Here is a 26,613-nt window from a genome sequence, read left to right as displayed (position 1 = left end):
TGGGGTTGTTGTTGGAACGGGATGAAGGCGGCGGTCACAGCTTGTCGGCCTCGCTGGTGAACGAGTCGGCGTAGAACTCTTCCGGTGGCAGCCCAGCCTGTGCGCTGTACTGGGTGCGCGCCGATTCGACCACGATGGGCGCGCCGCAGGCATAGACCTGGTGGCCCGACAGGTCGGGAAAATCCTGCAGCACCGCGAGGTGCACAAAGCCCGTGCGACCGCTCCAGCCGTCTTCGGGCAGGGCATCGGAGATCACCGGCACATAGTGCAGGTTGGGCATCGCGGCGGCCTGGGCCAGCAGCCAGTCGTGGTGGTACAGATCGGCCGGGCGCCGGCCGCCCCAGTACACGGTGGTCGGGCGCTGGATGCCCTTGAAATGCATGTGCTGGAGGATGGCCTTGATGGGCGCAAAACCGGTGCCCGACGCCAGCAGGATCACCGGCTTGTCGCTGTCTTCTCGCAGGTAGAAGCTGCCGTAAGGCCCTTCGATGCGCAGGATGTCTTTTTCTTTCATGGCGCCGAACACGTGGTCGGTGAACTTGCCCCCCGGCATGTGGCGCAGGTGCAGTTCCATCGCTGGCTGGCCCGCTTGCGTGTGCGGCGCGTTGGCCATGGAATAGCTGCGGCGGTCGCCGTCGCGCAGCAGGAACTCGATGTACTGGCCCGCGTGGTACTGGAAGGTGTCGGACGCGGGCAACTGCAGGTGCATCACGATCACATCGTGCGAAGCGCGATCGAGCCGGTTCACGCGCACCGGCATCTTCTTGATCGGGAAAGCACCGGCTTCGGTGACCTGGCGCGATTCCAGCACCACGTCGCTGTGGGCCACGCCGCAGCAGGTCAGCGCATAGCCGGCGGCTTCTTCCTCGGCGCTCAGGGCCTTGGCCTGGTGCGGACCGTGGGTGATCTGGCCGCTGACCACTTTGCATTTGCACGAGCCGCAGGCGCCGTCCTTGCAGCCATACGGCAGACCGATGCCTTGTCGGATGCCCGCGGCCAGGATGGCCTCGGTGGGCTCTGCCGTGAAGCTGCGCCCGCTGGGTTCGATGGTGATGGTGAATGTCATACTGGCGGCGAGTGGTGGTTGGGGCGCCTTGGTGTGTCTCGACACAAAAGCAATCGAACATTGTCGCAAATCTGGAAATCGCATGAGCCTTCTGGGCGCTTTGCCCGCACGCTTCCGGCGTGAGCGGGTGCTGATCATTGGCTGTGGCGACGTGGGTCAGCGCGCGGCCCGCGTGCTGGGTGGCGGCCGCCGTGTGCGGCTGCTCGCCCTCACATCGACACCCGGGAGCGCGGCTGCGCTGCGCGCGCAGGGCATCACCCCCTTGCCGGGCAACCTGGACGACGCCCGCAGCCTGGGCCGGCTGGCCGGACTGGCCACCCGTGTGCTGCACCTCGCGCCACCACCCGCGGGCGAATCGCCCGACTGGCGGCTGGACACCCGCACCCGGTCGCTGGTGCGGGCCTTGGCGCAGCGCTCGTTGCCGGCGGCTCTTGTGTACGGTTCCACCAGCGGCGTCTACGGGGACCGGCAAGGGCAATGGGTGAGCGAAGCCACCCCGGCCCAGCCGCTCACGCCGCGCGCCTGGCGGCGGGTGGATGCCGAGGCGGCGGTGCACTGGCTGGGGCGCGCCACCGGCGTGCGCACCAGCGTGCTGCGCATCCCCGGCATCTACGCGCCCGACCGTGAGGGCGGCACGCCGCGCGATCGCCTGCTGAGGGGCACACCGGTGCTGCGCGCCGAAGACGACGTGTTCACGAACCACATCCACGCCGATGATCTGGCGCGCGCCTGTGTGCTGGCGCTCTGGCGCGGGCAGCCGCAGCGCAACGTCAACGTGAGTGACGACACCGATCTGAAAATGGGCGACTACTTCGATCTCGCGGCCGACCTGTATGGACTGCCCCGTCCGCCGCGCATCGCGCGCAATGCCGCGGGGGACCAGCTGCCGCTGATGCTGCTGAGCTTCATGAGCGAGTCGCGCCGGTTGCACAACCAGCGCATGAAAACCGAACTCGGGCTTCGCCTGCGCTACCCCACGGTGGCCGAAGGCCTTCGGGCCTGATCAGGCGCCGGGCGTCATGGAGGCCAGCAGCCAGCCGGTGTACCCCACATACAGGGCCAGCAGCACCAGCGCCTCCAGCCGGTTGATGCGCCCGGGGCCGCGAAAGCCCCAGCCCATGGCGAAGAGCAGCACGGTCAGGCCGGCCATCATCGGCAGGTCGCGCGTGAGCACATCGGTGCCGATGTCCATCGGCGCGATCACGCCCGCCAGCCCCACCACGGCCAGCGTGTTGAAGAGGCCCGACCCCAGCACGTTCCCCAGTGCGATGTCGTGCTCGCCCTTGCGCGCCGCCGCCACGCACGACGCCAGCTCGGGCAACGAGGTGCCTATCGCCACCACCGTCAGGCCGATGATCAGGTCGCTCACGCCCAGCGATTGTGCGATCGACACCGCGCCCCAGACCAGCAAGCGCGAACTGCCCACGAGCAGCAGCAGACCCACACCCAGCCACAGCAGCGAGCGCCGCAGCGGCATCGCATGCGCCCGCAGCTCGGTGGCCGTCTCGGTGGCCAGCGTGTCCCCGCCTCCGGCGCGGGCCTCGACGATGGACCAGGTCACCAGCGTGCCAAACACCAGCAGCAACACCGCGGCGTCGAGCCGCGACAGCACACCGTCCCAGACCAGCAGTGCCGACAACGCGGTCACCGCCATCAGGATCGGCAACTCCTTGCGCAGGATGACCGAGCGCACCAGGATCGGTGCGATCAGCGCCGTGATGCCCAGGATCAGCGCCATGTTGACGATGTTGGAGCCCCAGGCGTTGCCCAGCGCGAGCCCGGGGTTGCCCTGCGAAGCCGCCAGCACCGACACCACCATCTCGGGTGCCGAGGTGCCGAAGCCGACGATCAGCATGCCGACCAGCAGCGGGGGCACGGCAAAGTGCTGGGCGGTGGCCGAAGCCCCGGCCACGAAGCGGTCGGCGCTCCACACGAGCAGCAACAGTCCGGCAAGGATGGCAAGCGATGGCAGCAGCATGGCAAGTCGGGTCGGCGTTGTTGGACAATGCCTTGGATTGTGTCAGCTGACTCCCGATCCCCCTTCCTGTCGGACATGACGTCCCGCGGGTTCATCCAGCGCCGCTACGTTGTGTTTGCACCATGAGTTCATTGCCACCGGATCGGTCAGACGCCCCTGCTGACGTCCCGCCATCGGGGTTCTGGGACTCGCCCCTGCGCTCGCGCCTGGCCCTCACGGCGGGCGCCGTGGTGCTCATGCTGCTGCTGCTCTGGTGGTGGCGGCCCCTGCTGCTGATCCCGGGCACGCAGCCCCTGGTCATGTCCGGCGGTGACCCCTACCTGCGCGCGCTGATGCGCACCATCTCGGCCAGTGAGTCCAACGTGCTGCGGCCCTACCACGTGGTGTACGGGCACGACTATGTGTGGACGCTGGACGTGCACCCGAACCGCTGCGAATCCATTGGACAAGGGCCCAACCGGGGCAACTGCTCCACGGCCGCCGGGCGTTACCAGCTGCTCTACAGCACCTGGCTCGAACTGGCCGCCCGCTACCACCCGCAGCGCACCGACGATCCACTGGATGCCACCGGACTGAGTTTCGCGCCCGAGTACCAGGACCTGGTGGTGCACGCCTGGCTTTCCGAGGGGCGCTGGGGCAACCTGTCGGCCCAGTTGCGGCAGGGCCGGGTGCAGCCGGTGTTGCGCCGACTCTCCGGCACCTGGACCAGCCTGGGGTACGGCATCGAGACCAACAGCATGAGCCGCCAGCTGCCGCGCATCTACCAGCAGGTGCTGAAGGAAGAGCTGGCCCGTGCAGGGACGGATGCGGCGGAGCAGGCTGCTGAAAAACAAAAAGGCCGCACAGCGAAAACTGTGCGGCCTTGAGTGTGGTGCCGGGGCCGCACACGAACTCCCCTATGAAAGCGAGGCAAAATTCGTAAAAATGCCCCCAAATGTGCCCCCAGACTGTGAAGGATGCCCCTCATGAAGCTGACCGATGCCAAGCTGCGAACGCTGACCGACCCCGGCAAGCACTTCGACGGCGGGGGGTTGTACCTGGAGGTGACGAAGGCGGGCGGGCGGTACTGGCGACTGAAATACCGGCACGGGGGCAAGGAAAAGCGCCTGGCATTCGGGGTGTATCCGGCTGTCACCCTGCGCGATGCACGCGCTCGGGCTGCGGAGGCCCATGCCTTGCTGAAGGCCGGCGACGACCCCGGGGCATTGCGCAAGGCCTCCAAGGTCCGCGCCCTGTACGAACAAGAGAACACCCTTGAGGCGGTGGCGCTGGACTGGATCAAGCACCAGTCGTCCCGCTGGGAGCCTGTCACCCTGCAGCGCATCCGGGCATCGTTGGAGGCGGACATTTTTCCCACGCTCGGGGGCCGGCCGCTGGCCAGCATCAAGCCAGGCGAACTCATGGCCGCCGTGAAGGCTATCGAAGCCCGGGGCGCTGGTGAGCTGGCAAACCGCGTGCTGCAGCGGGTGAAGGCGATCTACCGATGGGCCGTGACGCATGAGCGCATCGAATCGAATCCCATGCTTGACCTGGTGCCCTCGGAGATCCTGAAACCCCGCGAAGTGACCCACCGGGCCGCGCTGGCAGACAAGGACATACCTGAGTTCTTGGGCAAGCTGTCCACCTACGTGGGCGAGCCCAGCACTGTGCAAGCCCTGCGCCTGTTGATGCTGACCGCGGCCCGCCCCGGCGAAGTGCGCGGCGCACGCTGGGCAGAGATTGACCTTGACGGGGCGCTGTGGGTCATTCCAGCCGAGCGCATGAAGATGCGCGCCGAACACCGCGTGCCCCTGTCCCGGCAAGCCCTTGAGGTGCTGCGCACCATGGAACCCCTGAGCGGTGACAGCGAGCTGGTGTTCCCCAGCCCGAACTACCGCAGCAAACCACTGAGCGAGAACACCTTCAACAGCGCCATGACGCGCATGGGCTTCAAGGGCAGCGCGACCGCCCACGGCTTCCGGGCGCTGTTCAGCACCACGGCCAACGAGTGCGGCTGGAATGCTGACGTGATCGAGCGCCAGCTGGCACACAAGGAACGCAACAAGGTGCGCGCCGCCTACCACCGGTCGAGCTACATGCCCGACCGCACCAGCCTCATGCAGTGGTGGGCGGACTATCTGGACGGCCGCAAGGCTGGAAACGTCGTCAAGATGCCCAAGCGGGCTGCGTGATCAAGCCCTCGGAATCCTTTCGGCGGTGGCGTTTCCGAAGAACCACCGGGGCACCGGGGCACAACAACCCAGAAGTGAGGATTCATGCGGGTTTGCGGCCTGTTTTGGTACCGGGGTAAAACCGGGGCAGTATAGGAGTTGAACAGGGGCACTCATTCATTGAAGTAGTCTTCATCCCCTTCCTTTTCCGCCATCCCGCCCCGCTGCAGCACGGCCCCGCACAGCTATGGAAGCCTTGGGAATATGGCGCGAAAAAGATAACCCGCCGGCGCCCACGCGCTTGCACACAGCTCGGAGGTATTCGACCTCGTCATGAGTTGGATATGTGTCCTGTACAGCGTAGGTGCCTCATTCAGTCTTTTCACACCGGCGTTTTCATGTGGTGGTATCCTGATAAAAATGGCAGATGGCGGTTTTATATCCATCTGCCAGAGTAGTTTGCAACGCAATTCTCAGGAGGCACACCATGACAACGGAGGTTCAGACCCGCCCGCTGCCTACACGTGCAGCCGCTACGCCAGCCGCCGCCGCGCGCGCGCTGTTGGAGAAGCATTGGAATGGCCGTCTGCCGGTTGATCCTGCAGCGATCGCCATCGCCGAAGGAATAAAGGTTGAGCGGCTGGGTGTATTTGAAGACTTCCCATACAGCGGAGAGTTTCTGCGTGAGCAGGGTGTTATTCGCGTGAATGAGTGGGAGGCTCAGGTACGACAGCGCTTTACGTTGGCCCACGAGTTGGGACACTATGCTCTGGGTCACGATGATGCACCGCGAGACTTCGCGGAAGCTTTTTCATCGAAGGCATCTGCTCCCATAGAGCGCGCGGCCAACCAGTTTGCCGCGGAGCTGTTGATGCCTGCATCTGCCGTTGCAAAGTTGGTTCAGACGGGCATTTTCAAGACAGTCGATGACCTGGCCAAGGCTTTCAATGTGTCCAAGGTTGCCATGACGTATCGGATCAACAACCTCGGTCTTTTTGTTTGATGCCAGACGAACCGACAAGCAGTCAACTTGATCTTAGTGCGGGGGACACTCCGTATGAGCCTGACTACACCAAGGCAAATGCACTGCTGGATGATGCTGCATCGCGACGCAGATATCGGCGTTTCTCCTTTGTTCTGTCGGTTGTCGTGGTCGTGTTTTTTGGCTTGGTACTTTTCAAGCTGATTCGCGCGGTGGCCAGTCATGCGACAACCTTTTCCCCTTGGATTGTTGGCATGTTTGCAACTGTAGTCGTTGCTATGTCGGTCATCACTTTGGCCTTGCTGCGTGCGACCTTTGCGTCGCCTGGCGGGTACGAAGAAAAGACCACCGAGTCCATGCCGCAGGTTTCAGTTTTGTCTGAAGCGCTCAAGGCTCTTAGCGATGCAGTCGGAGCGCTCAGAGAAACCGTCGGCAAGTAGTAAATTGCATCGGTTCGAGTTTCCTTCGCTTGGAGGGTCCAGTGTCAAACTCGCCAGAGCGACCTAAAGATGTGATTGATCTCGCAGAGGTGCACAGCGCCGGCGTGGCGGCCTTCAGCTATGAGGGGGTGAAAGATGCCCGCCAGCGCGCCGCCGCGCTCCTGGTGGTTCTTTTGGGCGGTGGCGCGGGTTTGGGTGGCCTCGGGTTGACCCAATGGGCGATCAGCAAGCCTGTGGCCTTGGCTGCGTTGCTTTCCGCGGTCTATTGGTTCTGTATTGCGGCATACCTGGCATGGGAGGCGTTGCGTTCGGCCACTGTGCGTTCCTGGCACACCCAAGGGTTGGTGGAAATGTTGCCGAAGTGGGACGTCTACGCTAGAGAACTGACCGACGAAGGTACTCCAACCAACGGCCTCAACGAGCTTCGCATGAGCACAGTCAGGAACATGGAAACGGCAGCAGACGAGTATCGGAAAGCAAGCACTGCCGCCATGTCCGCGATCGACAACAGCTACCTGTTGATGTCACTGACTCCGCTTGTTTCGTTTGCGGCCGTGATCTTGGTTTAACCCAGTTTCTTCGGGCGTGGCCGATCGCTTGGAAGCTTGTCGCGGCGCTCGCCTGGTGACGGTTGATCGCCTGGTCTTGTGGCCATTGTTCTCTCCTGCTGTTGGAGCATGCGCCGAAATTGGCAATGCTCATGATTCATGGTAGCCGTATCGCGGCCGCGCTGGAATACCGAGATGTGAACGGTTGAGGCACGGTGGAAGTCCCGTGCTATAGTCCGCCCAACCCGAAAGGGCCGATGCGTAAGAACATCATTGGATAAGCGGTGTAACCTCCCCGATAGCGAGGTTTTGTCACGTCTGAACACTTGGGCCGCTGCCACTGCAGCGCCCGCCGAATGGGCCACCCGGCGCATTCAAGGTTTTGGACGGGATGGCCAAAGTGGCAACACCTGGCGCACGGCTTATCCCGTGTTCTTAACATCCCGTCCACCATTTGCGCGTAAGAACGCAGACGGTGGTTTCAAGTCTCGATAAGGAGCCGAAGCCATGACCACGGTCACTTCCATTGCCAGCCGCCGCGCTGCGCCCACCTCGCCCCCCGCCTCGCTGGAAACCATCCAGCTACACGCCCAAGCTCACAACGCGCTGTCCACCGCGTTGCACTTCCTTGGTCAACCCGAATGCACAGCACAGCAGCTGCAGACCGCCACGGCCCGCGCTGTGCGCGCAGCCACGCTTTTGAAGCGAGCCAGCGCCGCCGCTACCATTGAGCGCAAGGAGGTCTGAGTCATGAACACGCCCAACCAACAAGCCAAGTTCTTGAACCTGACGCCAGCCCTCGTTGACACCGAATCGGCGGTGCTGATCGTCAACCCGGATGCCACGTTGAGCCAACGCGCCTCGCTCGCGTGGACCATGGCCTATGAAAACCTCAACATCCTGGAGGCCAGCCAGTCTGCACATGGCGACGACCCGGGCAACGACAAGGCGATGCTGTGCGTGGCGATAGAGCGCATGCACCAGCTCACCACCCTCCTGGCAGACGTTCACGAGCGCACGAGAGCGCTGGAGAGGGGTGCAGCATGAGCGCCGATATCACCAGCCTGCTGGCCGAAGATGAAGACCGCATCTTGCCCCTGTTGCGCCTGGCCAAGTGGGCGTCTGAGGCCTCGCCGGTCATTTCGCAGCTGTACTTCCTGCGAAACGAAGTGCCGAGCCTGCGCCAGGTGTTGGACCCTCTGACACCCGAGCTGAACTATCCCGAAGTTCGCAACGCTGGCGAGCTTGTGGCCGGCGTGTTGAATGTCGCCATCGATCTGCTGGAGAGTCGCAGCGCACGCAGTGAATGGGGTGCAGCATGACCAGGAAGGCACCCCAGACCGACACCCTGAGCCGGAAGCAGATGGGCATGGTTTTCCAAGAGATCGCCAACACGGCCGATGTAGTCAAAGACCTCTTGGGAATCATCATCGTGGAGTCGCTGGACGATCCGCGCGAGAGTGCGGCCGTGGTTTCTGCCGCCGAAATGTTAACCAAGCGTATGGGATTGCTGGCCGAGCTTTACGGGGACCGCTGTGGGGCACCGTACCCCTTGGTCAGGGGTGGCACTGATGAATGGTTGATGCCACATGGGTTCCGCGAAGCGGCAGACGATGCGCGTCCGCCGGTCGGAACCGTGCGGTAGGCTGTTGCGTCGTCGTTACGCGTTGCTGATCATGTTCCCCAAGTATCCTAGAGCACCCGAGCAAGAACGCCCGCAACCGCCGTGGGAGACCGCTACAAAGCGCGATCTTCCTGGCGGTGGGCGAGCCGCGATGGTGTTCCTGGTGGACCTGCTTCGATGGGTTGCGTTGACTGAGCGTCTTGGGGTCCAAGAGGCCTTGAATGACATGTTGCTCCGCCTTGATGCGAACTGCCAGATTCGGATGTACCTTGCCTGGGAGTTTCAGCCGATAGAGTTGATCGAGCATCAGGTGTTCGGCCTTGACCGGCCAGATGCGACAGACGAGGCAGAGGCCTTCATCAACGGGGTATATCGGTACAGGTTTTCCCCGTCGGTCGTATCGGTATTCACCAGCAGGCCGGTCAGGAGGCCCCTCCCTGATGGGGTGTCTCCGGGGCGGTCAGCTGCGCTGTTTCGCTTCAGGCGTGCGCTTCAGGATGAATTCACAGTCTCGGACCTCGACAGCACACTGTCAATGAACAACGGCGATGGCATGGCCTCGCTGCTTGATCTGCCACACAGTCAGTGGGTGGTAATGGCGATTCGCGGGGAAGATGCACACGCCTTGTGGGGTGCATCGGAGCACTTTGATTCGGTGCAGACGTTCAATGACTTGTGCGCCTTTGCGAGAAATCTGCCAGAAGGCCAACGCATTCCGTGGGCGAAGCGCCCGAAGTACCGGGCCTTGCTGCTGGAGCGCAAAGCGCAGCTAGGAGGCGTCAAGGACGCAGACGGCGTGATTGCCAAGGAGTTGGGCATCAGTCCACAGGCTGTCCGGGATCAGCTGAAGATAGCGCGACAGCCCGTAAAGCGTAAGACGTAACGACGACACACAGCCTGCCGCCCAAGTCATTGGCGGCAGCTTGCAGACAGCTTGCAAACAGCTGCCATGCGACAGACTTTGTTTTCAGCAGAGGCGCGGCATCCGCGTTTTGCAAGCTGATTGCAAGTTGCAGCCTTTGACTTGCCGCACCTATGGTCCGGTTGCCAACGCACACAGCCAATCAGGGCCATGCGTAGCAACTCAAGGAGTAACACCGTGCAGCTTGTCAATCAATCTCATCTACCTGCGCCACCAGTGGCGTCCGATCGGCTTTTGCCGATCAAGGAAACCTGTTCGCGCGTCGGGTTGTCTGCCTCTTCAGTCCGCGCCATGGAGCGCGCCGAACTGTTCCCGAGGTCAATCCCGCTGACGCCTACCGGCAGCCGTGTTGCGTGGCTGGAATCACAGGTCAACGCCTGGATTCAACAGCGGGCGCGGCTCGCTATGCAAGTGGGCGGAGCCGGCCGGCTCAAGAGCCCGAACCCACGTGGGAGGGCCGCCCAATGACGCCCCACGTACACCACAACCTTGACCCCTTGCTGCGAGAGCCCGCGCGCCGTGCCGTCACTGGAGTTTCTAGATCGGCCTGGTATGTGTTGATGGCCAAAGACGAGGCACCCAAGCCCGTTCACGTCAGCTCCCGTTCCGTCGCCTGGAGATCGAGCGATTTGCAGAAGTGGGCGGAGTCTCGCCAGGCCCTGGAGGCCGCGAAATGACGTTCTCCAGGTCCTGCCCCCAGCCCAGCGCCGAAGACATCGCCAGGGTCATCCTGCAGTTTGCAAAGCGGCGCTATTTCATCCGCACCTTTGAACGTGATGAACCGCTGTTCAAGTGCGCTCTGGTGATGCCCAAACTGGGCAAGCATGTTCATGTTGAGTTGTTGCCGTCGCTGGCCCTGCGCGTGCGTGATCGCGTCACGGGCGAAGTCCTCGCGCAATCCATGCCCGGCGACTTTGACACGTTGGACGTCGGCGCGCCTGCAATTGAGAAGATGTTCCTCAACTGGCAGGCAAATCGAGAGACCTGTCCGGTGGTCGTCACACCTACGCAACCAGGGGGTGACGAATGAGCCCGCGCGCACCCCAGTTCTTCGACGCCGATCTGCTGAACAAGAGAGAGGCCGGCGACTTTTGGCGCCGCTGCATGAAGGTCATCGACGTGGCGAACAAGCACAAGCAGACGCCCGGCACTCTGCACGTCAAGCACATGCATGCCGAGCTGGTCACGCTCTATGACAACAGGGGGCGACTGGTGCGCTTTTGGCTGCGCACGGTGGTTGGCAACCGGCTGTTGATCGTGGGCAATCGCGACGGCCTGCTGCCGTTGGATGTGGAGCCGGTCCATGTCCGCTGAAGACTTCAAGCCCGGCGAAGCTGCCGCACTGCTGCAGTTGGCCGCCATCCAAGAGGCCCAACGAGCGAGAGAGCGCTACGAGGCGACGGGCGAACTCCAGAGCCTTGACGTCGAGTAGTTCACGCCAAAGGTCTGAGCCTGGCCGTCGTCGTGTCCACCCATCACTTCAACCTATTCAACATCATCATGAGCAATACAACGAACCGCAGAACCTACGTAGGCAGCGAGAACCACAAGCTGAACATGCGCTGTGGCGTGGACCCATTAGGAACAGCGCCCGCCCCTACGACGCAGCAAGCCACCGCCACCAAACCAGCACCATGGCCGCCCAAGCTGCAGCCGGTCAAGTCGGTGGCATCCCCGGCCGCCATGTTGGAACAGCCCGGCCAGGCTGAACAAGACCTTCGCGCGGAGGCCGCCGAAATCGTGCGCGTGCACCGTTTGACGACAGGGCGCATGCCCCTGGTCAAGAGCTGGAACGAGTGGGAGCGCGTGGGAGCTGTGCGCGCCGCGAAAGACGGTTGCACCCTGGTCATGGGAATTAAGCGTGAAGGCTATTTGCATCCCTACGTGTCGCAGACTGACCCCGGAAAGCGCGGAACACCTGGCGCGAAGCCGTCGATTCAGCTGACGAAGGCGCAGATGGCTGAGCGCGCGGCGGCATGGTCCCAGTTCAAGGGCTGCAGCGTGATAGATGCCTTCAAGTACCTGGGCCTCCAGTTCTGACCTGACCCCCTCTTTTCATCAGCGCGGGCGATGGCCTGCGCACTCAAGACCACATCCAAGGAAACACCATGAACCTGAAATCAATTCTCGGCCTGAAGACCACCCCCGCACTCTCCACCGAAGCCCAAGCGATCGCCGACCGTGTATCCACCGCCGAAGGCTGCCAGGCCCTGGCCGACGAGCTGAACCGGCAACGCGAGGCCCTGCCCGTTCCGTCGGCTGGTGCCTCTCTCTTGCGCCGCAAGCTGGACGAGCTGTCCCGCGTCATGAAGGGTCACGCCATCGCCACCGACCGGCCACGCGCCGCCGCCGTGCTCAAGCGCGACATGGACAGCGCATCCAAGTCCATCAAGGCCGCAGAGGCCCGCCTGAAATCGGCGAGCGAAGCCGCCAGCCTGGCCAGTGGTGCACTCGCTGAACGTGTCGCGCTGGTCAACCGCTTGAACCTGGAGCTGGTCGAACTCCATGCCGCAGCCGATAAAGCGGTCGAGATCGCGCGCAGCGGTTTCAAAGACGCGTTGGCCGCGGACGATGCGACCGACGCCGACGAGGCCGCAGCCTTCGACACCGTGAAGGAAGCAGAGCACCATCGGGCCACCTGCGGCGAATCCCTCGCCAGCCGGATCAAGGGCCACGACAACGAATGCCAACGCCTGGAGCAGGCCAGCGCCGAAGCATCGGCCGCAGCCCGCCAGGCGCAAGACGATGTGAGTTTGTGCCGCCTGCAGCTGGCTCGGGTGGAATATGACGAGGCCGCGCAGCAGATGATTGACGCGGCCATCAAGGTGCGCGCTCTGCGCAACGCAGACAGCAGCGGCCAGGCCTTTGCCCTGAGCACCATCCACCCCATGGATCTGACCATCGCTTCAATCGATCGCGTGACGTGGGGTGACAAGCTGTGCGGCGAATCCGGCCGCGTGCGCGATTACGTGCTGGTCGAGATGGCAAAGGCAATGGCCCCCGCAAACCTTGAGCTGCTGGCCGCTTCGGTGGCACCAGTGGTCCCTGAGCCTGCGGCGGTGCTGCCTGACCCGTTCAGCTTCTTGCCCGGATCGATGGAATTCCACAACGCGCTGCAGGAGGTCGAACGCGCCCGCGTTGGGGCGGACCGGTATGAGGCCAATCAGCGGGCCGAACAGCACAGCCCGCTGCGGCTTGGTGCACCCGCCTGATGACCCAAGGGCCGGCGACACGCCGGCCCGGCAGCATCCGCCGCGCGAGCGCAGGCGACACACCCCACCAGACAAAAGGCACCCATGGCCACCAGTAACCAGAAGATTCGCTACGACATTGAAGCCGCTGTCTCGGGCAGCGACGGCGTCGCCAAGCTTGAGCGCGAGCTTGACCGACTTTCCAACACCCTGGAAGGCGACCTTGCTGCATCGGCGCAGCAGGCCCGACAAGAGCTGACACAGGCCCTCGAATCCGCCGCCGCGCTGCAGGGTGTGAAGCGCCTGGAACAGGGCGTCAGTGATGCGTCCAGAGAGTTCGCCCGCGCCCGTGCTGAGCTGGTCGAGTACGGGGAGGCCATGCGGGCAGCTGGCGTGCCCACGGCGGCCACCATCGCCCGAGAACAGCAGTTGGCCGCCGCAGTGTCGCGAGCCGACCAGGTGCTGAAGGGCAAACGCGCCACGCTGGCCGCCGCTCAGACCCAGCTCGCGCAATATGGCCTGACGGCTGATCGCGCGTCCGATGGGCAGCGCCGAATTTCGGCGGCGATCGAGAGCGTGGAAGCCCGCGTGCGCCGCCTGAGCCCAGCCTATGCCGCGGCCGCCACCGCGGCGGAACAGTCGGGGAACCGCCAGGCTGTAGCGGTCGAGAAAACCGAGGGCCGGCTGGCTGGCCTGAACAAGCAGCTGACCACGCTGCGCAACGTCGCCGGCGTGGCCCTGGGTGGCACGCTGGTGGGCTCGCTCGCCAAAGACCTCGGAGAGACAGCCGACCAGTACGCCAACCTGGCCGCCCGCGTGAAGCTGGCCACGGGCGAGGGTGAAGCCTTCACACAGGGCATGGCCGATGTGCAGCGCATTGCCCAGAGCACCAACAGCGAGTTGGACGCCACGGCTACGCTGTACACGCGCTTGGTGCAAACGGGCAAGGATGCAGGCCTGAGCGCGAAAGACGCACAGATCGAGGCGGCCAGCCTGACCGAGGTCATCAACCAATCAATCCAGCTGTCTGGCGCCAGCTCGCAAGCGGCGCAAGCCGCCGTCACGCAGCTGATTCAAGGCCTGCAGTCGGGTGTGCTGCGGGGTGAAGAGTTCAACAGCGTTGTGGAACAGTCGCCACGCCTGGCGCGAGCCCTGGCCGATGGCCTGGGGGTGACCATCGGCCGGTTGCGCGAGATGGCCCAGCAAGGGCAGATCACCACCGAGGTACTGAAAGGCGCCCTGGGCGGCCAGGCTCATGCCATAGCCGCCGAGTTCGAAAAGCTGCCCCCCACCATCGGCCGGGCCATGCAGAGCCTGAGCAACGCATGGACCGCCTACGTGGGTGAGACCGACAAGGCCACCAGCTCAAGCCGGGCGGTGGCCGAAGCCATCGCAGCAGTCTCGCGCAACCTGGACACCATCATTGGACTGTTGATCGATGCCGGCCAGGCCGCTGCAGCGTTCACGGCGCTGCGCCTGGCTCAGAGCTTCCTGGCCATCGGCGCGGCAGGCAACACCGCAGCCGCAGGCATCGGCGCGGCCACGGTGGCGATGAATGCAGCGGGCGCCAGCGCAGCAACCACCGGGGCCGCTGTGGCCGCCACAGCGGGCCGCATCGCGACCGTGGTCCGAACCCTGCGCACGTTCACCCTGGTGGGCTTGCTGGTCAACATCAAAGACATTGGCGAATGGCTGGGTGTGACGGCCGCCAAGATGATGGGGTATCGCGACGCCACCGAAGAACTGAGCGAAGCCGACAAGCGGGCCGCAGTAGCCGCGCAAGAGTCGGCCCGCATGAAGGCCGCCCTGGCGCAGGAAATGGCAAAGGTTGCCGAAGCGGCGCGGGGCCTGACGCCGGCCGCTCGCGACATCGTGACCGAGTTCGACAAGGCCCGCACCAGCGGCAAGGGCCTGGCCGAAAGTCTGGCCGATCTGGCAAAGAATGCCGACCTCTCAGAACCCAAGGGCATCAACGATTTTGCCGTCGCGCTGCGCGACCTGCAGCGCCAGGGCCAGGCCACTGGCGACGACGTGAAGGCGGCCATGGCCGAAGCCCTGAAGGGTGAAGACCTCGAACGCTTCGAAGCCCGCGCCCGCGCCGCGTTCTTCGGGGTGGGCGACGGTGCCGAGCTGCTGGCTATCGCCATGGATGCCAAGCTGACAGCGGCTGTTGAGCGCACCGGCTTGAGCTTCGGGCGGTTGACCACGGGCATGTCAGACGCGGCCCGCAGCGCCCTGTCCGATACGCAGGCCATCATCGACGGCATGGACCGGCTGGAAGAGCAAGGGGCAGACGTTGCCCTGGCACTGACGGCCAGCCTGGGCAAGGGCATCAACACGGCCGACAGCCAAAAGGCCTTCGAAGCGCTGCGCCTGCAGGTGGAGGACGTGCGCAAGGTCTTGGGTGACCAGGTGGCCGATGGCTTCCTGCAGCAGATCGAAGCCAAGGCCCGCGATGCTGCCAAAGAGGTGGGCGGCCTGACTGACGCGCTCAAGAAGCTGGGCATCACCAGCGACGCCGATCTGAAACGTGCCGCAGATTCCACGCGCAAGCTGTATGAAGAGGTGCGCAACGCCGGTGGCAGCGCCCGCGAACAGGCAGAGGCATTCCGCAAGATGGCAGAGGCGGCCATTGCATCGGGCGATGAAGCGGCGCTGTCCTACGCCAAGTCTCAGGCCGCTGTGCAGGGCTTTGAGATCGCCACCGACAGCGCAGGCCGCACGGTGGTGCGCACGATGGCAGAGGCCAAAGCAGCGGCAGAGAGCTACCGCAAAGGCATGGAGGGTGCCACCGGGGCAGTTCAGGAACACGTCGGCTGGCTTGAGCGCATGGCGAAGCGCAACGCCGAAGTGAAAAGCTCGATCGAGCGCGACTGGGAAGGCTTCGCGGTCGATGAAAAGGGCAACCGCATTGTTCAGTCCATCGAAAACCCGCAGTCAGTCGCCGGCCGCCTGGAAGGCATGGGCGTTGATCCCGAGCAGGCGCGGCGCGTTGCTGCATCGATGTTCGACGCCAAAGGGAACTACGCGCCGCGCAGCTCCGGTGCCTGGCAGGAAGGCGACACGATGGACGCCACGCTCGCACGCCTGGCGCAGCGCGGCGCGGGCGCGGCTTCAGTTGGGCGCACGGTCAATGTGAACCTGATCACCAACGGCCGAACCCGCACCGTGCCGACAACGGAGAACGGAGCGAAAGACCTTATCGAAACGCTGCAAGCTGCCCAGCTCGCAGCCGGGAGATAAGCCTTGAGCGACCTCAATCAAGACGACGAACCTATCGACGCAACCCCCATCCTGTTCATGCCCTCTGATTTGCTCATGGGGCTGTTCGCGGACGTGCTCCCCGGGAGCACACAGGCGGCCAGCGTCGCCCGCTTGCTGCATGCCATGGCCGCCTTCCTGACAGGTGAGCGCGGATCAGAGAACGACCCTAGGCTGATGGAATTGACGCCTGAACAGGCCTCAAAGCGGGCAGTGGAACTGATCGAGCTTGCGGAACGGCTGGACGGCATGGGTGGCGCTCCAAGGGGCGCAGCTCGATGACCGGCGCACTCCCAATAACCCCCGAGCTGATCCGCGAAATCCTGGCGCATATACCCGCTGAAAAGCACCGGGGGGAGCGTGCACTGATCGGCGAGGCGATCAAGCACTATCTCCCCAACGATGGAGGTCTCGCCCTGTTCGATGCCTGGGCGACCGGTGACGCGAATCTCTATGACCGCGCCGGTGTTCAAGCGAACTGGCAAGGCTTTCGGATTGATGGACCCGGCCTTGCGACTCTGCTGAACCTGGCCATGGCCAACGGATTCCAACTACCCGACAACTGGCAACCTCCCGAGACACAGACGGGCGTCACGCTATCCGGTGCAGTGAAGAAAAATCGCCGGACAAAGGGACAGGCAGAGCGGGGCTTGAAAAACGACGCCAGCAAAGCGTCTGTCGGGCAGACAGAGAATGATGAATCGGGCGAAAGACCAGTGCCCGATGGTGGCAGCGACTTCAAAGACCTGGCCGCTCACGTCACCACCGAACAGGGAACAGGCGCAGGGCTTGAGGCGGTGCTCCGCCAAATAAACGGCGCCAGCGGCCCGCCATCGATGCAACCAGGTGCGCCACCGGGCGACCCTGAAGAACCTGGCGGCAAGGCAGCGCCGGACTGGGACCGCTTCAGCGTCACCGATGCGGGCGTGTTCCACCAAGGTGTTGACCGCAACGGCGAACCGACGAAGCCCGAATGGGTGTGCAGCCGGCTGGACGTGGTTGCCCTAACCAACGACCAGGACGGTAACGGCTGGGGCTACCTGTTGAACTTCGCCGATCCACTGGGGCGCCACAAGCAATGGGCGATGCCTTCGCGCATGCTGGCCGGCGACGGTGCGGAGTACCGGGGCGCCTTGATGGGGATGGGGCTGCGCATCGCCACCAACCCGCGCGCCCGCAACCTGCTGACGCAGTACATCCAGACGCGCCAGCCGGGCGAGTTCGCTGTTTGTACAGATAAGACAGGGTGGCATGGACGGTCATTTGTGTTGCCCCATGAAACCATCGGCGACGGCTCCGAGCGGGTAGTGTTTCAGAGCGAGAGCGCCCAAGAGAACACTTTCCGAGTGAGGGGGTCAACAGAGAAATGGCGCGAGCGCGTGAGCCTGCTGTGTGCGGGCAACACTCGTTTGGTGCTCGCTGTGTCTGCTGCTTTTGCTGGGCCGACGCTCAGGCTTGCCGGCATGGAGGGGGGCGGTTTCCACATGCGCGGCGACAGCAGTACGGGCAAGTCCACCACGCAGGTGGTGGCCGCCAGCGTGTACGGCAACCCTGAGCGGTTCAAACAGTCCTGGAAAGCGACTGACAACGCCTTGGAGGGTGTGGCGGCGCAACACAATGATTGCCTGCTGATCTTGGACGAGATCGGAGAGGTTGACCCCAAACTGATCGGTGATATCGCCTATATGCTCGCGGGAGGTTTCGGAAAAGCTCGCGCGGCTAGAACCGGCGTGCCGCGCCCGCGCCAAACGTGGCGGGTTCTGTTCTTCAGCACAGGTGAAAAATCACTGTATGACCACATGCAGGAGGCTGGAAAGCGGACCAGAGCCGGGCAAGAAAACCGGATGGCTGACATTCCCGCTGACGCCGGCAAGGGCATGGGCGTATTCGAGGAATTGCACGGCCACGACGGCGGAGCCGCTTTCTCCCGGCACCTGGTGGCACAGGCCGGCGCGTGCCACGGTGCAGCGGGCCGCGCATGGCTGCACTGGCTGACAGACAACGCCGAAGGGCTACGCGAGCGCATCCTCACGATGGCACAGCGCATAGAGCAACAGATAGTCCCCGAGGCGGGCAGCGGCCAGGTGCAGCGCGTGGGCGCCCGCTTTGCCCTAGTAGGCGCAGCGGGCGAGCTGGCCACAGTCGCAGGCTTGACGGGCTGGACAGAGGGCGAGGCAGAGCGCGCCGCGCGTGAATGCTTCAACGCCTGGCTGGTGGCACGGGGCGGCATCGGCAACAGCGAGGAATCATCGATGTTGCGCCAGGTGCGCCTATTCCTGGAAGCCAACGGAGACGGCCGCTTTGTGACCTGGCACCGTGCACATGACGACCACGCGCCGCGTGTGGGCCTGCGTGCTGGCGTCAGGCGATTGATTGGGTCGAACGGCCTGCCAATCGGGATACGAAAGACGCCCGAGTTCGCTCACGAGATCAGCAGCCCCGAGGGTGAGAGCGTGGAATTCTTCATCCTGCCCGAGGTGTTCAAGGCGGAGATCTGCAAAGGCTATGACCCCGAGGCCGTGGCCCGCGTGTTGCGCGATCGCGAGTGCCTGCAGGTGAAAGAGCCGGGGCGCTTCACGGTGAGCATGTCCCTGCCGGGTGGCATCGGGAAGGCGCGGTGCTACCACGTCAATGCCCGCATCTTCGCCCTCGACTGATGAGCACAGCGAAGCGAAGCCGCGCGGGCCGCCGATGGGGCGGGGGGACAGGATTTCTTTTGCGCGGTGTTTTGCCTGGGATGAGTCACCAAGGAACACAAGTGGCTGCGCCTGGTCTTGGTGGCTGCTGTCCTGTGCTGGGTGCGCCAGCTGCTGCGACCGAGTACGGCCCGGGCGCATCGTCGCGCACGTGGCACGGTCAAGGTCGGCGGTCAACCCGGCACCGGGCAGGGGTTTTGGGGTACCCCCCTATAGGTACTCCCCCAGCCCAAAGTCACGGGGGTAATTCGGCCCCCGCGCACGCGCCAGTGGCAGGTCTCCGGCATTTGTCAATTTAGCTCGATCAAGTCAATAAATAGGGTAAGTCGATACATGAAAACTATTGCAAAACCTACTCAAAAGGCCCTTGCTGCGGCATTGGGCATCGATCCGGCCATGGTGTCGCGGGACAAGCGGAAGGGGATGCCGATTCACAGCATCGAGGCCGCCCAGCGGTGGCGGGACGAGAACTTGCGGGTTCGGTACACCCCAGAAAAGGACTATGGGGCGGTGACTCGAGCGATCGATGGGGAGAGCGCTGCCAAGCAGGCAAGTTCGCTACTGCATGCGGCTGGTGAATTGTGGGAGGCGGGGGGCGACGTGTTCCCGATGCTCTACACGATCAGACAGGCCATGGCGTCGGTGCCACCTTCGCAGCGCAACCGGGTGTTGGTCTCATTCGAGGTGATGGACCTTCTGACCGCAGAGGTACGCCTGTTTAAGGACCGAGACGACTTCTTTGATCTCATTGAAGGGAAATGCTATCCCTGCGACAAAGAGGCCGGTGACGATGGCTTCATGGGGGCATTCTGGTATGCCGTGGCTGCCGGCGAGATCCGACTGAAGCATGCGCAAACGTGATCAGTTGGCGCTCTCAAGGACGTGCGGCTAAGTACGTTGGCCGCGCGCTTTGCGCCTTTTCACAAGCTCAGTTTTCAGCAGTTGCAGCCGTGCTGAGTAATAGGCGCTGTGGACTGTTGTCCCAATCAGGAGAATCCCAAGGACACGGACGGCTAGAGCGAGCCAATGAGGAATATTCGCCTGAAGTGGCAGCCAAAAAAGCGCCGCAACCGCCACGGCAAAGATCACCAGTCGCGGGCCAACGACTGAGGCAATGTAGACGTGATCGCCGCGTGCTTTTGCGCGGCGGAGGATTTTTCTTCTGAGCTGTCCGAACAATGGCATTCTCCAGTGTCGTGACTTTACCTGTGGGCCGGCCCCTACCTGTACGAGGTCGACGCCAAACGGAGGCCGGGCATTGACATGGGGAGATCTACCTCGCGGCGCGCCACTGAATCTCACGGCGCGCCGCAAAACTGGTCACCATGAAGCTGCACGCGATTATTCCAATAATCACGCATAGGGGGCATTTTGGTATTCAGTGGCCGCCGGCGAGGTGTGGCTGAAGTGCCCGACCAGGTGAAGGGTTGCCCCGGTTGCCCCGGTAGATGTGATGAGCGCCCCGGTTCGACCGGGGCGCTTTTTTTTCAATGCTGACAACCACTTACCGAGTTGTGCCCCGGTTGCCCCGGTTGCCCCTATAGAAAATGCAGGAAGGGGAAAGAAAACGAGCAGAAAAATGGAACTGTGGGGATGGGCATGTGCCCCCATTTTTGCTTTTGTTGCCCCCAAATGTGCCCCCAAGTTCGGCCGGATTGTGTAGGACGACTGAGGACAATCTGGGACAATGAAGCGCCGCGCTTCATAGGAGAAAAAAGAAAAGCCGGACGGTCTGGGACCGTGCCGGCTTTTGTTCTGGTGCCCGGGGCCGGAATCGAACCGGCACGCCTTGCGGCGGGGGATTTTGAGTCCCCTGCGTCTACCAATTTCACCACCCGGGCTGGAATCTGGGAGACGGAAATTATGGCACAGTGGGGCTCATGAACTACCCAACCATTGAAGATGCGATTGGTAAAACACCGCTGGTGGCGCTGCAGCGCATCGGGGCGGCGGACAACCGGGCACGGGGCAACGTCATTCTGGGCAAGCTGGAAGGCAACAATCCGGCGGGCTCCGTCAAGGACCGGCCCGCCGTGTCCATGATCCGGCGCGCCGAGGAGCGTGGTGAGATCCGGCCCGGGGACACGCTGATCGAAGCCACCTCGGGCAACACCGGCATCGCGCTGGCCATGGCCGCCGCCATCAAGGGCTACCGCATGGTGCTGATCATGCCGGAGGACCTGTCGATCGAACGCGCGCAGACCATGAAGGCCTTTGGCGCCGAACTCATCCTCACACCCAAGAGCGGCGGCATGGAATACGCCCGCGATCTGGCTGAAAAAATGCAGACTGAGGGCAAGGGCCGCATGCTGGATCAGTTCGCCAACGCCGACAACCCGCGCATCCACTACGAGACCACCGGACCCGAACTCTGGGAACAGACCGGCGGACGCATCACCCATTTCGTGAGCGCCATGGGCACCACCGGCACCATCACCGGCGTGTCGCAGTTCCTGAAAGAAAAGAACCCGGCGGTGCGCATTGTGGGCGCCCAGCCCAGCGAAGGCTCGCGCATCCCGGGTATCCGCAAATGGCCCACCGAATACCTGCCGAAGATTTACGACCCCAGCCGGGTGGACGAGCTGGTTTATGTGAGCCAGGGCGATGCCGAAGACATGTGCCGTCGCCTGGCGAGCGAAGAGGGCATTTTCGGAGGCATCTCGGCAGCGGGTGCCTGCTGGGTGGCCCAGCAGGTGGCCCAGCAGGTGGAAAACGCCACCATCGTTTTTGTCGTCTGTGACCGGGGCGACCGCTACCTGTCCACCGGCGTCTTCCCCGCCTGATTCCGTGAGTGCCGACTACCGTTTCTGCCCCTGCTGCGCCACGCCGCTGGCGCTGATCGGCAGCGAAGAGGACGGCGGTTTCAAGGAGCGGCTGCGTTGCCCGGCCTGCGACTTCACGCACTGGAACAACCCCACCCCCGTGCTCGCCGCCATCGTGCAGGTCGGCGAACAGGTTCTGCTGGCGCGCAACGCCGCCTGGTCGAACCGCATGTTCGGGCTGATCACCGGCTTCATGGAGGCGGGCGAGACACCCGAAGACGGCATCCGGCGGGAGATTGCCGAAGAAACCGCGCTCGAGGTGACCGCCCTGCAACTGGTGGGTGTGCACGACTTCCAGCGCATGAACCAGATCATCATCACCTACCACGCGCTGGCCCGCGGCGAGGTCCGGCTTTCGCCCGAGCTGGTCGAATACAAGCTGCTGGATCCATCGCAGCTGAAGTGCTGGCGCGCGGGCACCGGGCTGGCCCTGGCCGACTGGTTGCGCGGGAGGGGCATCGAGCCGGTGTTCATGGAAACGCTGCCTTCAGAACCGGTCCAGAGCAACCCGGCTGAGTCGCACTGACAGCCGTTGGCGGCCGGTATCTCGGCAGGTGGACTGCCGATTTGCCGAAAACCCGCTTGACATAGAATCGTTCAACCACAGGAATCCCCCCATGAACGCCGACAAAGAACTCGATGCCCGCGGCTTGAACTGCCCCCTGCCCATCCTGAAAGCCAAGAAAGCCCTGGCCGACATGAGCAGCGGACAGATCCTTCGCGTGGTCTCAACCGATGCCGGATCGGTGCGTGATTTCCAGGCCTTTGCCAAACAGACTGGCAACGAGCTTGTGGAACAGCAGACCGTGGGCACCGAGCATTTCACCCTGCTCAAACGCCGCTGAGGACGTGAACGGTTGTTGCCCTGAACCGCAGCAGCCGGACGCGTTGAAACCATGGAAGTCCTGCTGATCGACCCGCTGGTCCCCGAGGCCCTGGGCTGGTTGCGCGAGCGTTACGAGGTGGCTTTCCGTCCGGAGCTGGCCGACGATGCCATTGCGCTGCGCAACACCGCCTACAAGACGCGCGCCATCGTCCTGCCGCCCCATGTGGTGGTGTCGCAGGAGTTCCTGGACTTTGCCCCCAAGCTGCAGCTGGTCGCCCGGATGCAGATCTCCAGCGACAACACCGATCTGGACGCCTGCGCCCGGCGCCAGGTGCGCGTGGTGCAGGCGCGCAGTGCCACGGTGCGCTCCAACGCCGAATACCTGCTGTATGGCCTGCTGATGCTGTACCGCCGGGGCATGATCAGCGCCTTGCTCGGCCGCCAGATCGCGCAGGTGCGCATGGGGCGTGAGCTGGCGGGCAGCACCGTGGGCCTGCTCGGGCTGGCCCCGGTGGCCCACACGCTCGCACCCATGCTCAAGGGGCTGGGCGTGCGCCTGCTGGGCTACGACCCGGCGGTGCACCACGCCGCACCCATCTGGGCCAAGCTCGGTGTGGAGCCGGTCCCGCTCAACGAATTGCTGGAACGCTCGGACGCGGTGTCGCTCCAGGTGGTCTATGCCTCGCGCTTCCGGGGCTGGATCAACGAGCGCCTGCTCAACCATTGCAAGCCCGGCCAGCTGTGGGTTGGTGTGAGTCGCAGCTCGTTGTTCGATCCGGAGGCGCTGGCCCTGGCGCTCACCGATGGCCGCATCGACGCCTGTCTGCTCGACGGTGCCAATCCGGCCTTTGCGGCCGAGGGCACACCGCTTCACAACGTGCCCAACCTGCACCTGACGCCGCGCCTGGGTTCGCACACGCGCGAGGCCAAGCTGCGCGCCAGCTGGTACGTTTCCCACCGCATCCATGAGACGCTGTCGCCCGCCACGGCGAAAGCCGAGTCCAGACCGAGCGATTTTTCGGAGCTCGACAGCCTGCACCTCCCCGACCAGGAAGACCCCCAGGCGGTTTCGCCATCGCAGTGGGAGTCGCTGGCGGTGCACCACCGCCGCTGAACGCGGCCCGGACCCGCGCGGCGGCGGGTCAAGGGATCAGCGGCCCAGTCGGGCCAGCTGCTCGCGCACTTTGTCCAGGGTGGCGGTGAAATCGGCCACGCGTTTCTTTTCCTGATCGATCACCGCCGGCGGCGCCTTGGCCACGAAGGCCTCGTTGCCCAGCTTGGCCGTCGCCTTGGTGATTTCACCTTCCAGGCGTGTGGCTTCCTTGGACAGGCGCACTTTTTCGGCGGCCACGTCGATCTCCATGAACAGGCACAGGCGGGCTTCACCCGCCACGGCCACGGGAGCGGCCTGCGCGGCGGCGGCCCAGGCGGCCTCGTCGGTGAACACCTTCACTTCACTCAGCTTGGCCAGGCCCTGCAGCACGGCGGCGTTGGCCTGCATGAAGGCGGTGTCGCCCAGCACGTACAGCGGCAAGCGGGTGGCGGGTGAGACGTTCATCTCGCCACGCAGCGTGCGGCAGGCGTCCACCAGGCCCTTGAGCTTGGCCACAGCCGCTTCGGCGGTTTGATCGATGCGCTCGGGCTGGCTGACCGGGTAGGCCGCGACACTGACCGATTCACCGGCACGGCCGGCCACGGGTGCGACCTTCTGCCAGAGTTCTTCGGTGATGAAGGGGATGACCGGGTGGGCCAGACGCAGGATGGTCTCCAGCGTGCGGATCAGGGTGCGGCGGGTGGCGCGTTGCTGCGCTTCGTTGCCGGTGTTGATCTGCACCTTGGCGATTTCCAGGTACCAGTCGCAGAACTCGTCCCAGACGAACTGGTAGATCGTGTTGGCCACGTTGTCCAGCCGGTATTCGGCAAAGCCCTGCGCCACTTCGGCTTCGACCCGCTGCAGCCTGGAGACGATCCAGCGGTCGGCGGGGCTGAAGCTCATGTAACCGTGTGCCTTGCCGCCCACGTCGCAATCGGCTTGGGTGTGCTCCATCAGGCCGCAGTCCTGGCCTTCGCAGTTCATCAGCGTGAAGCGCGTGGCGTTCCAGAGCTTGTTGCAGAAGTTGCGGTAGCCTTCGCAGCGCTTGCTGTCGAAGTTGATGCTGCGGCCCAGCGAGGCCAGCGCGGCGAAGGTGAAGCGCAGTGCGTCGGCGCCGTAGGCCGGGATGCCTTCGGGGAATTCCTTTTCGGTCTGCTTGCGCACTTTCGGAGCCGTCTCGGGCTTGCGCAGGCCGGTGGTGCGCTTGTCCAGCAGCGGCGCGAGCGAGATGCCGTCGAACAGGTCCACCGGGTCCAGCACGTTGCCCTCGGACTTGCTCATCTTCTGGCCTTGCGCGTCGCGCACCAGGCCGTGGATGTAGACATGCTTGAACGGCACGCGGCCGGTGAAGTGGGTCGTCATCATGATCATCCGGGCCACCCAGAAGAAGATGATGTCGTAGCCCGTGACCAGCACGGTGCTGGGCAGGTACAGGTTGTAGTCGTCGGTGGCGCTGGTGCCCTGCTCGGGCCAGCCCATGGTGGAGAAAGGCACCAATGCGCTGGAGTACCAGGTGTCGAGCACGTCTTCATCGCGCGTCAGCGTTTTGCCCGCGCCGGCCTGGGCCTGCGCTTCTTCCAGATTGCGCGCCACGTAGACCTGGCCCTGTTCGTCGTACCAGGCCGGGATCTGGTGGCCCCACCAGAGCTGACGCGAGATGCACCAGTCCTGGATGTTGTTCATCCACTGGTTGTAGGTGTTGACCCAGTTCTCGGGCACGAACTTCACCTCGCCCGACTGCACGGCGGCAATCGCCTTGTCGGCGATCGAGGTGCCGCTGGTGTTGTGTTCATTGCCTTTGCTGGTCATGGCGACGAACCACTGGTCGGTCAGCATGGGTTCGATCACCTGGCCGGTGCGCGCGCAGCGCGGCACCATCAGCTTGTGCTTCTTGGTCTCGACCAGCAGGCCGGCGGCTTCCAGGTCGGCCACCACGGCCTTGCGCGCGACGAAGCGGTCCAGGCCGCGGTACTTCTCGGGCGCGTTGTCGTTGATGGTGGCGTTGAGGTGCAGCACGCCGATGATGGGCAGCTGGTGGCGCTGGCCCACCGCGTAGTCGTTGGCGTCGTGCGCGGGCGTGACCTTCACCACACCGGTGCCGAAGGCGCGGTCCACGTACTCGTCGGCGATCACCGGGATCTCGCGGTCGCACAGCGGCAGCTTCACGTATTGGCCGATCAGCGCGCTGTAGCGCTCGTCTTCCGGATGCACCATCACCGCCACGTCACCCAGCAGGGTCTCGGGCCGGGTGGTGGCCACGGTCAGGTGGCCGCTGCCGTTCACCAGCGGGTAGGCGATGTGCCAGAGTGAGCCGTCTTCCTCTTCGCTTTCCACTTCGAGGTCGGACACCGCCGACATCAGCACCGGGTCCCAGTTGACCAGGCGCTTGCCGCGGTAGATCAGGCCCTGCTGGTACAGCTTCACGAAGGTGTCGGTGACGACCTTGCTCAGCTTCTCGTCCATGGTGAAGTACTCGCGGCTCCAGTCCACCGAGTCGCCCATGCGGCGCATCTGCGTGGTGATGGTGTTGCCGCTTTCTTCCTTCCATTCCCAGACCTTGGCGACGAAATTCTTGCGCGCCTCGGCGGGCGTGGGTCCCATGTCGTGGCGGCTGATGCCCTGGGCCTGCAACTGGCGTTCCACCACGATCTGCGTGGCGATGCCGGCGTGGTCGGTGCCGGGCACCCAGACCGTGTTGGCGCCGCTCATGCGGTGGTAACGCGTGAGGCTGTCCATGATGGTCTGGTTGAATGCGTGGCCCATGTGCAGCGTGCCGGTCACGTTGGGCGGCGGCAGCTGGATGGCGAAGGACGGCGCGCCTTCTTTCGGTGCACCGGTGCCGCGAAAACCCGCCGCACCGTAACCACGCTGTTCCCACTCGGGGCCCCAATGGGCTTCGAGCGCGGCGGGCTCGAACGATTTGGACAGGGAGAGCAGGCCGGGTTGTTGCAGGGTGTCAGACATGGGGTGGGCGCAAAAAATGCAACGGCGCCCCGCAGGGCGCCGTCAGGAAG

Annotated in this window: 29 protein-coding genes and 1 tRNA gene; 26 read left to right on the top strand and 4 right to left on the bottom strand. The window is 64.0% G+C overall.

The window, feature by feature from the left end; genetic code table 11:
- Positions 1–34: 34 nt before the first annotated feature.
- On the bottom strand, positions 35–1,066 hold the full coding sequence (locus F3K02_RS04200; protein ID WP_177133641.1) for a CDP-6-deoxy-delta-3,4-glucoseen reductase: 1,032 nt from the start codon (positions 1,064–1,066) through the stop codon (positions 35–37).
- Between the two features lie 82 nt (positions 1,067–1,148).
- Here F3K02_RS04200 and F3K02_RS04195 point away from each other — a divergent pair, with 82 nt between their 5' ends.
- On the top strand, positions 1,149–2,069 hold the full coding sequence (locus F3K02_RS04195; protein ID WP_177133639.1) for an SDR family oxidoreductase: 921 nt from the start codon (positions 1,149–1,151) through the stop codon (positions 2,067–2,069).
- On the opposite strand, the gene F3K02_RS04190 is transcribed toward F3K02_RS04195, so the two are convergent.
- Positions 2,070–3,044, bottom strand: coding sequence for a calcium/sodium antiporter (locus F3K02_RS04190; RefSeq protein ID WP_177133637.1), 975 nt, complete (start codon positions 3,042–3,044; stop codon positions 2,070–2,072).
- Positions 3,045–3,166: 122 nt separating this feature from the next.
- Between F3K02_RS04190 and F3K02_RS04185 the strand changes: the two genes are divergently transcribed.
- From F3K02_RS04185 to F3K02_RS04090, 21 genes are all read left to right on the top strand, one after another.
- Positions 3,167–3,910, top strand: a complete 744-nt coding sequence (locus tag F3K02_RS04185) for a glycoside hydrolase family 24 protein (protein ID WP_210828637.1) — start codon at positions 3,167–3,169, stop codon at positions 3,908–3,910.
- 99 nt (positions 3,911–4,009) lie between these two features.
- Positions 4,010–5,215, top strand: coding sequence for a tyrosine-type recombinase/integrase (locus F3K02_RS04180; RefSeq protein WP_177133635.1), 1,206 nt, complete (start codon positions 4,010–4,012; stop codon positions 5,213–5,215).
- Positions 5,216–5,681: 466 nt separating this feature from the next.
- Positions 5,682–6,197, top strand: a complete 516-nt coding sequence (locus F3K02_RS04175; RefSeq protein ID WP_177133633.1) for an ImmA/IrrE family metallo-endopeptidase — start codon at positions 5,682–5,684, stop codon at positions 6,195–6,197.
- A complete protein-coding gene (locus tag F3K02_RS04170) occupies positions 6,197–6,616 on the top strand; it encodes a hypothetical protein (protein WP_177133631.1) in 420 nt (139 codons plus the stop codon). The genes F3K02_RS04175 and F3K02_RS04170 overlap by 1 nt, the downstream gene beginning before the upstream one ends.
- A 71-nt stretch (positions 6,617–6,687) precedes the next feature.
- Positions 6,688–7,185 (top strand): hypothetical protein, encoded by a 498-nt coding sequence (locus F3K02_RS04165; protein ID WP_177133629.1) that lies wholly within the window; start codon positions 6,688–6,690, stop codon positions 7,183–7,185.
- Between the two features lie 486 nt (positions 7,186–7,671).
- Positions 7,672–7,911, top strand: a complete 240-nt coding sequence (locus tag F3K02_RS04160) for a hypothetical protein (RefSeq protein WP_177133627.1) — start codon at positions 7,672–7,674, stop codon at positions 7,909–7,911.
- 3 nt (positions 7,912–7,914) lie between these two features.
- Positions 7,915–8,211, top strand: coding sequence for a hypothetical protein (locus F3K02_RS04155; protein WP_177133625.1), 297 nt, complete (start codon positions 7,915–7,917; stop codon positions 8,209–8,211).
- Positions 8,208–8,486 (top strand): hypothetical protein, encoded by a 279-nt coding sequence (locus F3K02_RS04150; protein ID WP_177133623.1) that lies wholly within the window; start codon positions 8,208–8,210, stop codon positions 8,484–8,486. Before F3K02_RS04155 ends, F3K02_RS04150 begins: the two co-directional genes overlap by 4 nt.
- Positions 8,483–8,809, top strand: a complete 327-nt coding sequence (locus F3K02_RS04145) for a hypothetical protein (RefSeq protein WP_177133621.1) — start codon at positions 8,483–8,485, stop codon at positions 8,807–8,809. Before F3K02_RS04150 ends, F3K02_RS04145 begins: the two co-directional genes overlap by 4 nt.
- A 130-nt stretch (positions 8,810–8,939) precedes the next feature.
- Positions 8,940–9,671, top strand: a complete 732-nt coding sequence (locus F3K02_RS04140; protein WP_177133619.1) for a hypothetical protein — start codon at positions 8,940–8,942, stop codon at positions 9,669–9,671.
- 189 nt (positions 9,672–9,860) lie between these two features.
- The gene (locus F3K02_RS27945) at positions 9,861–10,178 is read left to right on the top strand and encodes a helix-turn-helix transcriptional regulator (RefSeq protein WP_425485562.1); all 318 of its coding nucleotides are present in this window, start codon (positions 9,861–9,863) and stop codon (positions 10,176–10,178) included.
- Positions 10,175–10,387 carry a helix-turn-helix transcriptional regulator gene (locus F3K02_RS27940; protein ID WP_177133615.1) on the top strand — a complete coding sequence of 71 codons (213 nt, stop codon included), beginning with the start codon at positions 10,175–10,177 and terminating at the stop codon, positions 10,385–10,387. The genes F3K02_RS27945 and F3K02_RS27940 overlap by 4 nt, the downstream gene beginning before the upstream one ends.
- Positions 10,384–10,740: a hypothetical protein gene (locus F3K02_RS04125; RefSeq protein ID WP_177133613.1), complete on the top strand. Its 357-nt coding sequence runs from the start codon at positions 10,384–10,386 to the stop codon at positions 10,738–10,740. The genes F3K02_RS27940 and F3K02_RS04125 overlap by 4 nt, the downstream gene beginning before the upstream one ends.
- Complete coding sequence (locus tag F3K02_RS04120; protein ID WP_177133611.1) at positions 10,737–11,024, top strand: hypothetical protein; 288 nt, start codon at positions 10,737–10,739, stop codon at positions 11,022–11,024. Before F3K02_RS04125 ends, F3K02_RS04120 begins: the two co-directional genes overlap by 4 nt.
- Positions 11,014–11,142, top strand: coding sequence for a hypothetical protein (locus tag F3K02_RS27745; RefSeq protein ID WP_281362716.1), 129 nt, complete (start codon positions 11,014–11,016; stop codon positions 11,140–11,142). Before F3K02_RS04120 ends, F3K02_RS27745 begins: the two co-directional genes overlap by 11 nt.
- Before the next feature lie 32 nt (positions 11,143–11,174).
- The gene (locus tag F3K02_RS04115; RefSeq protein WP_177133609.1) at positions 11,175–11,750 is read left to right on the top strand and encodes a hypothetical protein; all 576 of its coding nucleotides are present in this window, start codon (positions 11,175–11,177) and stop codon (positions 11,748–11,750) included.
- Between the two features lie 68 nt (positions 11,751–11,818).
- Entirely contained in the window at positions 11,819–12,922 is a 1,104-nt protein-coding gene (locus tag F3K02_RS04110) for a hypothetical protein (protein ID WP_177133607.1), read from the top strand.
- A gap of 84 nt (positions 12,923–13,006) precedes the next feature.
- A complete protein-coding gene (locus F3K02_RS04105) occupies positions 13,007–16,144 on the top strand; it encodes a tape measure protein (protein ID WP_177133605.1) in 3,138 nt (1,045 codons plus the stop codon).
- A 3-nt stretch (positions 16,145–16,147) separates the two neighbouring features.
- Positions 16,148–16,444 (top strand): hypothetical protein, encoded by a 297-nt coding sequence (locus F3K02_RS04100; protein ID WP_177133603.1) that lies wholly within the window; start codon positions 16,148–16,150, stop codon positions 16,442–16,444.
- Positions 16,441–18,819, top strand: a complete 2,379-nt coding sequence (locus F3K02_RS04095) for a DUF927 domain-containing protein (RefSeq protein ID WP_177133601.1) — start codon at positions 16,441–16,443, stop codon at positions 18,817–18,819. The genes F3K02_RS04100 and F3K02_RS04095 overlap by 4 nt, the downstream gene beginning before the upstream one ends.
- Positions 18,820–19,191: 372 nt before the next feature.
- Positions 19,192–19,719 carry a hypothetical protein gene (locus F3K02_RS04090; protein WP_177133599.1) on the top strand — a complete coding sequence of 176 codons (528 nt, stop codon included), beginning with the start codon at positions 19,192–19,194 and terminating at the stop codon, positions 19,717–19,719.
- An 895-nt stretch (positions 19,720–20,614) separates the two neighbouring features.
- On the opposite strand, the gene F3K02_RS04085 is transcribed toward F3K02_RS04090, so the two are convergent.
- Positions 20,615–20,699, bottom strand: a tRNA-Leu gene (locus tag F3K02_RS04085).
- Positions 20,700–20,738: 39 nt separating this feature from the next.
- Between F3K02_RS04085 and cysM the strand changes: the two genes are divergently transcribed.
- From cysM to F3K02_RS04065, 4 genes are all read left to right on the top strand, one after another.
- Complete coding sequence (cysM, locus tag F3K02_RS04080; protein ID WP_177133597.1) at positions 20,739–21,641, top strand: cysteine synthase CysM; 903 nt, start codon at positions 20,739–20,741, stop codon at positions 21,639–21,641.
- A 4-nt stretch (positions 21,642–21,645) separates the two neighbouring features.
- Positions 21,646–22,206, top strand: coding sequence for an NUDIX domain-containing protein (locus F3K02_RS04075; protein WP_177133594.1), 561 nt, complete (start codon positions 21,646–21,648; stop codon positions 22,204–22,206).
- Between the two features lie 91 nt (positions 22,207–22,297).
- Entirely contained in the window at positions 22,298–22,525 is a 228-nt protein-coding gene (locus F3K02_RS04070) for a sulfurtransferase TusA family protein (RefSeq protein ID WP_177133592.1), read from the top strand.
- Between the two features lie 51 nt (positions 22,526–22,576).
- On the top strand, positions 22,577–23,620 hold the full coding sequence (locus F3K02_RS04065; protein WP_177133590.1) for an NAD(P)-dependent oxidoreductase: 1,044 nt from the start codon (positions 22,577–22,579) through the stop codon (positions 23,618–23,620).
- A gap of 36 nt (positions 23,621–23,656) precedes the next feature.
- Here F3K02_RS04065 and F3K02_RS04060 read toward each other — a convergent pair whose 3' ends face one another.
- Complete coding sequence (locus F3K02_RS04060) at positions 23,657–26,563, bottom strand: valine--tRNA ligase (RefSeq protein ID WP_177133589.1); 2,907 nt, start codon at positions 26,561–26,563, stop codon at positions 23,657–23,659.
- Between the last annotated feature and the right edge of the window lie 50 nt (positions 26,564–26,613).

This window comes from Hydrogenophaga aromaticivorans (genome assembly GCF_013387465.1).
In the GTDB taxonomy this organism is placed as follows: Bacteria; Pseudomonadota; Gammaproteobacteria; order Burkholderiales; family Burkholderiaceae_C; genus Hydrogenophaga; species Hydrogenophaga aromaticivorans.
Note: the sequence above shows the minus strand (reverse complement) of the source record. Positions and strands in the feature narration are given on the sequence as shown.